The organism is Peribacillus sp. SIMBA_075 (assembly GCF_046534585.1).
The window spans coordinates 1-257 of sequence record NZ_JAWRYN010001004.1; the positions used below are offsets into that span (position 1 = coordinate 1).

A 257-nucleotide genomic window follows, 5' to 3' on the forward strand; every position below is an offset into this window, starting at 1 on the left:
CTAGAAGAATTGCAGCTAGAAGTTAAAAGTGAAATTGCAGCTGCTGTTACAAAGAAATCGGAAGGGAAGTTCTCTCGAACTGTTAAACGTGAACCGATAGAAGCAAACAATGAGGAAACGTTGCAAGAGCATGAACGCACACAGAGTGAAGCTAAAACACCTTCTTTTGTAAAGAAAACATTGCCGATGATTTCGGATGATGTGCAAATTGTTATGAGGGAAGGTAGACCATGTAAAGTCATTTCTAGGATAGGACG

Annotated in this window: 1 pseudogene; it reads left to right on the forward strand. The window is 40.1% G+C overall.

Annotated features, from left to right (window positions below):
- Window positions 1-257: pseudogene (locus SB775_RS31305) on the forward strand (hypothetical protein); the annotation flags it as partial.